7 protein-coding genes are annotated in these 7,524 nt (G+C 67.3%); 3 read left to right on the top strand and 4 right to left on the bottom strand.

Annotated elements, in window-relative coordinates; genetic code table 11:
- Nucleotides 1–145 precede the first annotated feature (145 nt).
- Both ACFYO1_RS43755 and ACFYO1_RS43750 read right to left on the bottom strand, forming a co-directional pair.
- Nucleotides 146–1,633, bottom strand: coding sequence for a catalase (locus ACFYO1_RS43755; RefSeq protein WP_387245647.1), 1,488 nt, complete (start codon nucleotides 1,631–1,633; stop codon nucleotides 146–148).
- A gap of 54 nt (nucleotides 1,634–1,687) precedes the next feature.
- Nucleotides 1,688–2,131, bottom strand: coding sequence for a Fur family transcriptional regulator (locus ACFYO1_RS43750; RefSeq protein WP_387245644.1), 444 nt, complete (start codon nucleotides 2,129–2,131; stop codon nucleotides 1,688–1,690).
- A gap of 359 nt (nucleotides 2,132–2,490) precedes the next feature.
- Here ACFYO1_RS43750 and ACFYO1_RS43745 point away from each other — a divergent pair, with 359 nt between their 5' ends.
- Both ACFYO1_RS43745 and ACFYO1_RS43740 read left to right on the top strand, forming a co-directional pair.
- A complete protein-coding gene (locus ACFYO1_RS43745) occupies nucleotides 2,491–3,843 on the top strand; it encodes a serine hydrolase domain-containing protein (protein ID WP_387245641.1) in 1,353 nt (450 codons plus the stop codon).
- Nucleotides 3,844–3,903: 60 nt separating this feature from the next.
- On the top strand, nucleotides 3,904–5,244 hold the full coding sequence (locus tag ACFYO1_RS43740; RefSeq protein WP_387245638.1) for a serine hydrolase domain-containing protein: 1,341 nt from the start codon (nucleotides 3,904–3,906) through the stop codon (nucleotides 5,242–5,244).
- 1 nt (nucleotide 5,245) lies between these two features.
- Here ACFYO1_RS43740 and ACFYO1_RS43735 read toward each other — a convergent pair whose 3' ends face one another.
- Nucleotides 5,246–5,752, bottom strand: coding sequence for a PaaI family thioesterase (locus tag ACFYO1_RS43735; RefSeq protein ID WP_387245635.1), 507 nt, complete (start codon nucleotides 5,750–5,752; stop codon nucleotides 5,246–5,248).
- Nucleotides 5,753–5,893: 141 nt separating this feature from the next.
- Between ACFYO1_RS43735 and ACFYO1_RS43730 the strand changes: the two genes are divergently transcribed.
- Nucleotides 5,894–6,568, top strand: a complete 675-nt coding sequence (locus ACFYO1_RS43730; protein WP_387245632.1) for a TMEM175 family protein — start codon at nucleotides 5,894–5,896, stop codon at nucleotides 6,566–6,568.
- A 17-nt stretch (nucleotides 6,569–6,585) separates the two neighbouring features.
- Here ACFYO1_RS43730 and ACFYO1_RS43725 read toward each other — a convergent pair whose 3' ends face one another.
- On the bottom strand, nucleotides 6,586–7,500 hold the full coding sequence (locus tag ACFYO1_RS43725) for an aminotransferase class IV (RefSeq protein WP_387245629.1): 915 nt from the start codon (nucleotides 7,498–7,500) through the stop codon (nucleotides 6,586–6,588).
- Between the last annotated feature and the right edge of the window lie 24 nt (nucleotides 7,501–7,524).

The raw sequence follows: 7,524 nt of genomic DNA, 5'->3' as shown, positions 1-7,524 counted from the left end.
GGGTGCGCGCCTCGGGGCGTGGCGTGTTTTGCGCCCGCCTAACCCCCGCGCTCCCCCCAACTCTGGGGGCCCCCCCCCCCCCCCGCCCCCGCGGGGGGGGGGCGGGCGCCCCCCCCCCCCCCCCCCCCCCGCCTCGAGATCAGGCTCAGCCCTGCGACGGCGGCGGCGTCGAACCGGTATCGAGACCGGCCCGGACCCCCTCCTCGACCCGCTTGCCGAGATCGGGATCCACGTTCGTCCAGTACTCGAAGACCCGGCTCAGCACCGGCTCCCGCACGCCGCCGAGCACGTGCCCGACGATGTTGTTCACCAGACGCTCGCGCTGGTCATCGTTCAACACCTCGCGCACCAGGGTTCCCGCCTGGGTGAAGTCGCCGTCCTCGGCGTGCTGGACGTAACCCGCCCGCACCATCGTCGGATCGAACTCCCACAGACCGCCGTCGGGCGCCTGCGCCGGATCGGCGTGCGGTCCGCCGAACGAGTTCGGCGCGTACACGGGCACGCTCGCGTCGTTGTAGGCGAACCGCATCGCGCCCTCCTTGGAGTAGGAGTTCACCTCCGCGGCGCGCGGCAGGTTCGGCGGCAGCTGCGCGTAGTTGGTACCGATCCGGTAGCGGTGCGCGTCCGCGTAGGCGAAGACCCGGCCGAGCAGCATCTTGTCCGGCGAGAAGCCGATGCCGGGAACGACATTCGACGGCTCGAAGGCGGCCTGCTCGATGTCGACGAAGTAGTTGCCCGGGTTGCGGTTCAGCGTCCACTTGCCGACCTCGATCAGCGGGTAGTCCTTGTGCGACCACACCTTGGTCAGGTCGAACGGGTTGAACCGGTAGCCCTCGGCCTCGGCGACCGGCATCACCTGCACGTGCAGCGTCCAGCTCGGGAACTCGCCGCGCTCGATCGCCTCCCACAGGTCCTTGCGGTGGAAGTCGGCGTCCTCGCCGGCGATCCGGTCCGCGTCGGCCTGGGTCAGGTAGTCCACGCCCTGGTCGGTCTTGAAGTGGTACTTCACCCAGAAGCGCTCGCCGGCCGCGTTCACCCACTGATAGGTGTGCGAGCCGTAGCCGTTCATGTGCCGGTAGGTCTTCGGGATGCCTCGGTCACCCATCAGCCAGGTCACCTGGTGTGCGGTCTCCGGGCGCAGGGTCCAGAAGTCCCACTGCATGTTGTGATCGCGAAGTCCGTTGCCGGGCAGGCGCTTCTGCGACCGGATGAAGTCGGGGAACTTGATCGGGTCCTTGATGAAGAAGACCGGGGTGTTGTTGCCGACGAGGTCGTAGTTGCCGTCCTCGGTGTAGAACTTCACCGCGAAACCGCGGGGGTCGCGCCAGGTGTCGGGGCTGCCCTGCTCGCCGGCGACGGTGGAGAACCGGACCAGCGACTCGGTCCGCGCACCCGGCTGGAACAGCTTGGCCTTGGTGTAGCGGCTGACGTCGTTGGTCACCACCAGCTCGCCGTAGGCGCCCGCGCCCTTGGCGTGCACGATCCGCTCCGGCACCCGCTCGCGGTTGAACTGGGCCAGCTTCTCGATCAGGTAGTGGTCGTGCAGCAGGATCGGGCCCTGGGTTCCGGCGGTGAGCGATTCGTCGTCGCTCTCCACCGGGGTTCCGGTGTTGGTGGTTGTCGGCTTGGTCATACTCGAAGCCTCCTCGTCGGCGCGGATGCCCGGGGGCGGGCTGTACCCCCGGGCTCAATCAGGATTGCTGTCGCTGTTCGTGCGGCAGGCCGGGCACAGGCCCCAGAAGACGACCTCCGCCTCGTCGACCGCGAAACCGTGGTCGTCGGCGGGGGTCAGGCAGGGCGCTGCGCCCACGGCACAGTCGATGTCGACGACCGTGCCGCAGTTACGGCACACCAGATGGTGGTGGTTGTCCCCGGCGCGGGTCTCGTACAGCGCGGCCGAACCGGCCGGCTCGATGCGCCGCAGGATTCCGGCATGCACGCAGGCCCTCAGCACGTCGTAGACGGCCTGCGTGGACACCGATCCCAGGACTTCCCGGACGGTGGCCGCCACCCGATCCGCATCGGAATGCGGGGCGGCGGCGACCGCGTCCAGCACCGCGACCCGCGGGGCGGTGACCCGCAGGCCGGCCGCACGCAACTGCGTTCGCGGGTCGGTGTGGTTGGTGTGCATGTCTTCGATACTCCACCTTTTCTGGAATTAGTCAAGAAAAGAGAAGTGGTGTACATCACATCCGATCTCCTGGAATACATCCCGGTGAGTGGTCGTTGATCACCTCTGTCGGCGTCCGGACAGCCCCGGGCCTCACCCCTTTGTCGCTACGAGCGACCACCCGCCGAGAGGCGCTTGTGGGACGTCGACGCTGAGTCGTGACGCTGTCGCGTTGGAGCGCTTGCGAGCGCGAATGCGCGAGGCCGCGCGTCCGGCGACTCGACGCCGCCAGGTTTTTGACCTGGCGGCGTTTGTGTTTTCCACCCGGCTCGCCGCCTCGGTGCCCCGCCCTCGGCAACCTGCGCGATAGCCTCGTGCGCATGGGGCGATTCGGTGGGTTCCTGGTTGGGTTCGCTGCGTTCTCGCTGGTCGCGGGCAATGTCTTCGCCGCAGGCGCGCAGGCGGCACCGAGTCGTGCCGCCGCGGAGGTGCGGTGCACGCCGCAGTCCGGGCGGGAGTTCGCCCGGGCGCAGCCGGAGCAGGTCGGCCTGGATTCGGCGCTGCTGGCGGACGCGCTGACCTTCGCCGCGACCCGAAATCGGTTCAACGTGCAGGTGTTCCGGCACAACTGCCTGATCGGCGAGGGGCCGACGAACGCGCAGACCGGCAACGTCGCGTGGAACATCTGGAGTTCCACCAAGAGCGTCGTCTCGATGCTCGCCGGAATCGCCTGGGATCAAGGGAAACTCGATCTCACCGCACCGATCGATCGCTACCTGCCGCCGGAGCTCGGCGACGCCGCACATCGCTCGATCACCGTGGCCAATCTGCTCACCGAGACCTCGGGCTTGAAGGTCGGCGCGCTCACCGAGGGCGTGAGCGGCGTGGTGCCGATCGACCCGAACAGCGCGGTGCAGGCGCTAGGCATGCCGCTGGTGCATCCGCCCGGCACCAAATTCACCTACAGCCAGCGCAATGTCGACTTGCTCAGCTACGTGCTGGAATTGGCGGTCGGGGAACCACTCCAGCAATTCGCGCAACGAGAACTGTTCGATCCCCTCGGCATCGAACGCGGCGACTACTACTGGGCCCGCGATCGCGCCGGGCACACCTACGGATATGCCCATCTGATGATCCCGCCGAACGACTTCGCCAAACTCGGCCTGCTGGTGAGCAACGACGGACGCTGGGGCACAAAACAACTCGTCTCGACCGAGTACCTGCGCAAGGCACTGCAGCCGTCCTCGGCCAACGAATGCTACGGCTATCTGTTCTGGCTCGGGCCCGAATGCGCGGCACCGCTGTACAACGTGCCGCCGGATGTGTTCATGATGGACGGACTCGGGATGCAGAACGTTTTCGGCATTCCGAGCCTGGATCTCACGGTGGTCTGGACCGGGTTCTTCGGTAACCGCAGCGGCAAAGGCGTGACCGGCAGCCTGCAGAACCAGGCGGAGTTACCGTACGAATTCTTCCGCAAACTGTTCGCGGCGTTCCACGATCGGCCGCTGCCCGATCCCGGTCCGTTCGTCGAGCCGCCGGTGGTGCTCGACCCCCGAACCTATGTCGACCCGGACATTCTGCTCGCGGTCTTCGGCATCGGCCCGGATGCCTACCCCGGCTGCAATGTCTTCTCCTGCCTGGACTATCCGCTGGCTCCGCCGTTCTGGGACACCGCACCGGGTTGCGCGATTCTGGTCTGCCTCGGCCCGGACGCACCGGGAATCCGGTGAGTCTGCGGCACACTCGTCATTCGCCGGTCGCCGCCTCGTTCGCGCGATAGCCTCGTGCGCATGGGGCGATTCGGTGGGTTCCTCGTTGGGTTCGCTGTGCTATCGCTGGTCGCCGGAAATCTCTTCGCCGGCAGCGGGCAGGCTTCCGCCGAACCGGTGCGCTGCGAGGTGCGGTCCGGCCGGGAATCGGCGCGGGCGACACCGGAACAGGCCGGCCTCGACAGTGCGCGGCTCGCGGCGGCATTGACCTTCGCCGCCGGGCGTAATCGGGTCAATATCAAGGTTTTCCGGCACAATTGCCTGATCGGCGAGGGGCCGAACAATCCGCCGACCGACAATGTGGCGTGGAATATCTGGAGCGCCACCAAGAGTGTGGTCTCGATGCTCGCCGGAATCGCCTGGGATCAAGGGAAACTCGATCTCACCGCGCCGATCGATCGCTACCTGCCCGCCGGACTCGGTGACGCCGAACATCGCTCGATCACCGTGACCAACCTGCTCACCGAGACCTCGGGGATGAAGGTCGGCGTGCTGACCGAAGGCGCCACCGGTGTCGTGCCGATCGATCCGAACAGCGCGGTGCAGGCGCTCGGTGTGCCGCTGGACAATCCGCCGGGCGCGGTGTTCAGCTACAGCCAGCGCAATGTCGACTTGCTCAGCTATGTGCTGGAATTGGCGGTCGGGGAACCACTCCAGCAATTCGCGCAACGAGAACTGTTCGATCCGCTCGGCATCGAACGCGGCGACTATTACTGGGCGCGCGATCGCGCCGGGCACACCTACGGTTACGCGCACCTGATGATCCCGCCTGACGACTTCGCCAAACTCGGACTGCTCGCCAGCAATGACGGGCGTTGGGGCGCAAGGCAAATCGTCTCCACCGAATACCTGCGGCAGGCGCGCGAACCGTCGACAGCCAATAGGTGCTACGGCTATCTGTTCTGGCTCGGACCGGGGTGCGCGGAGTCGGACAGCATGCTGCCCGACGATGTGTACATGATGGCCGGGCTCGGCCTGAACAACATCTTCATCATCCCCAGCCTGGATCTGGTGGTGATGTGGACCGGGTTCTTCGGCAACGTCAGCCAGTACGGCATCACCGGCACCATCCAGAACATCGCCGAACTGCCGCACGAATTCTTCCGCCGGTTGTTCGCGGCGTTCCAGGAACCGCCCATGCCAGACCCGGGACCGTATGTCGAACCGCCGGTGCGATTGAACCCGAGCCAATTCGTCGATCTGAACTTCGTGCTCGCGGTGTTCGGCGCCGGGCCGTTCGCCTATCCCGGCTGCAATGTCCTGTCCTGCTTGAACTTTCCGCTGGCTCCGCCCTTCGCGGACAACGCGCCGGGCTGCGCGATCATGGCCTGCCTCGGCCCGGACGCGCCCGGCATCCGTTGAGTCACACGCCGAGGAAGGGCAGCTCGCCCTCCTTGGCGCCGTGCGCGCGGAAGTGTTCCGGGCTGACGACGATGAACAGCGCGTCGGACTCGGCGATCAGTTCGCCGTCGAGTTCGATCCGGGCGTAGATGTGCAGCTTGCGGTCGCCTTCCCGGCGATCGATGTGCGCGGACACCGCCATCCGACGATGCAGCGGAGCGGGTTTGACGTAGTTCACCGTGAGCTTGGCGGTCACCGCGGGGATCCCGCTGTGCGTCGGCACGGTGCCCGACGCCTCGTCCAGCACCGCCGCCACCACGCCGCCGTGCGCCAGGCCCGGCGCGCCCTGGTGCTTCTCGTCGAACGTGCAGGTGCCGGTGAGCCGTCCGTCCACCAGCGCCGACACCATCGCGACCCCGGCGCGATTGGCCGGTCCGCAGCCGAAACAGTGGTCTCCGTGCGCGGACGATGCACCGTCTCCGGCCTGGCTCCGCGGGCTGTGATCGGCGGCTTCGGCGAGTCCGGTCATGCGCACCCCTCAATCAGGAATCAACTGTGTCCTGAATGAAGTTACGCCACGCTTATTCAGCGCCGCTTCCCACGGCAGACCCCGCGGCCGGTGATCCGATACGGTTCAACCGATTCACCGCATGCCGTTAGGAGCCGAGCAGTGACCGACCGCGAAGTGCCCTCTGCGGAGGACGGATTCTTCAGCGCCCATCGGATGGGCGCGTTCGCCGACGCGGTGCTCGCGATCGCGATCACGCTGCTGGTCATCGAGATCAAACGGCCGGAGGGCGCGGAGCTGGCGAGCCCGCACGCCCTGGCCGAATTCCTCTGGCACGAGAAGGCGTCGTTCGTCGCGTTCGTGCTGGCGTTCTTCCTGCTGTGGTCGGTGTGGCGCAGGCACCACATCTTCATCGACGAGGTCGAGCGGCTGGACCGGGCGACCACCGCGGCGCACGCGCCGCTGCTGCTGTTCGCCGCCTTCCTGCCGTTCCCGACCGCGATATTCGGGCACGCCACGGACAACAAGCTGGCCGCGTGCCTGTTCGCCGCGACCGCCGCGGCGCTGTTCGGCTCCGAGGCGATCATGAAGGAATTCGCCTGGCGGCGCGCGGTGCTGCGGCCCGGCGTCGATTCGGCGAAGCTCCGGATCAGCGCGAACGCGTCCGCCGCGGTCACGTCGGTCTTCGCGTTGACGGCCGGGTTGGTGTGGGTCACGCCGTACATCTGGTACGTCTGGTTCTTCGTTCCACTGGCCGCCACGTTCGGTGGGAAGCTGCTCGATCGCCTCCGGCCGGAGTCCGCGCGCGTGCGCCGGGCCGAGCACTCGCCGGCCTAGCCCGGGCACACGGGCTGTCAGTTCAGCGGGGTGATCCAGCCGTGCAGGTCGTCGGTGCGCAGCGCGGCGGCGTGCCGCTTGCGCAGGGCCTGGGAGATCGGGCCCGCCTGCCCGTCGGCGACCGTGCGGCCGTCCACCTCGAAGACCGGGGCGGCGCCCGCGGAGGTGCCGGTGACGAAGACCTCGTCGGCGATGTAGAGCTCGGTCAGGTCGACGGCGCGTTCGACGACCGGGATGCCGTCCTCGGCCGCTAGGGTCAGGATGGTTCGGCGGTTGATGCCGTCGAGGATGTCGCAGGACACGTCCGGGGTGATCAGCGTGCCGTTGCGGACCAGGAAGATGTTGGCGGCGCTGAGCTCACAGACGTGGCCGTTGCTGTCGAGGAAGATGCAGTCGTCGTAGCCGCTGTCGATCGCGTCCTGCTTGGCCAGCACCGAATTCACGTAGGCGCCGTTGACTTTCGCGCGCGACGGAATCGCGTTGTCCGGAATGCGCCGCCACGGACTGGATTTCAGCCGCATGCCGTCCTGCGGGACGATCGGCACCGCGTCGTAGACGAAAATGCTGACCTGAATCGCACAACCACGCACCCGGGTGCCCGGGATCGACTCGACGACATGCACTGTCGCCCGGACGAATACGTCCTCGACCGGCGCATTCCGCCCCACCACCTCGACCACCGCGGCATAGAACCGCTGGTAGTCCCACTCCCGCGCGAACCGATCGATCCCGATGATCTTGCACGACTCCTCGAGCCGCCGGTAGTGATCGTCCAACCGGAACGCGGTCCGTGCCGCCCCCGCCACATGAACCGGAAACACGGTATAGACGCTGAGCCCATACAACACCGCCGACGACGCGACCCCGACCGTAGCCGCCTCGGCCGCAACGATCCGGTCACCTAGATACACATGGGGATAGGGGTTTGCCATCGGCGGAGGCTAACAGCCGCCCGG

The organism is Nocardia sp. NPDC006044 (assembly GCF_042871115.1).
In the GTDB taxonomy this organism is placed as follows: Bacteria; Actinomycetota; Actinomycetes; order Mycobacteriales; family Mycobacteriaceae; genus Nocardia.
Note: the sequence above shows the minus strand (reverse complement) of the source record. Positions and strands in the feature narration are given on the sequence as shown.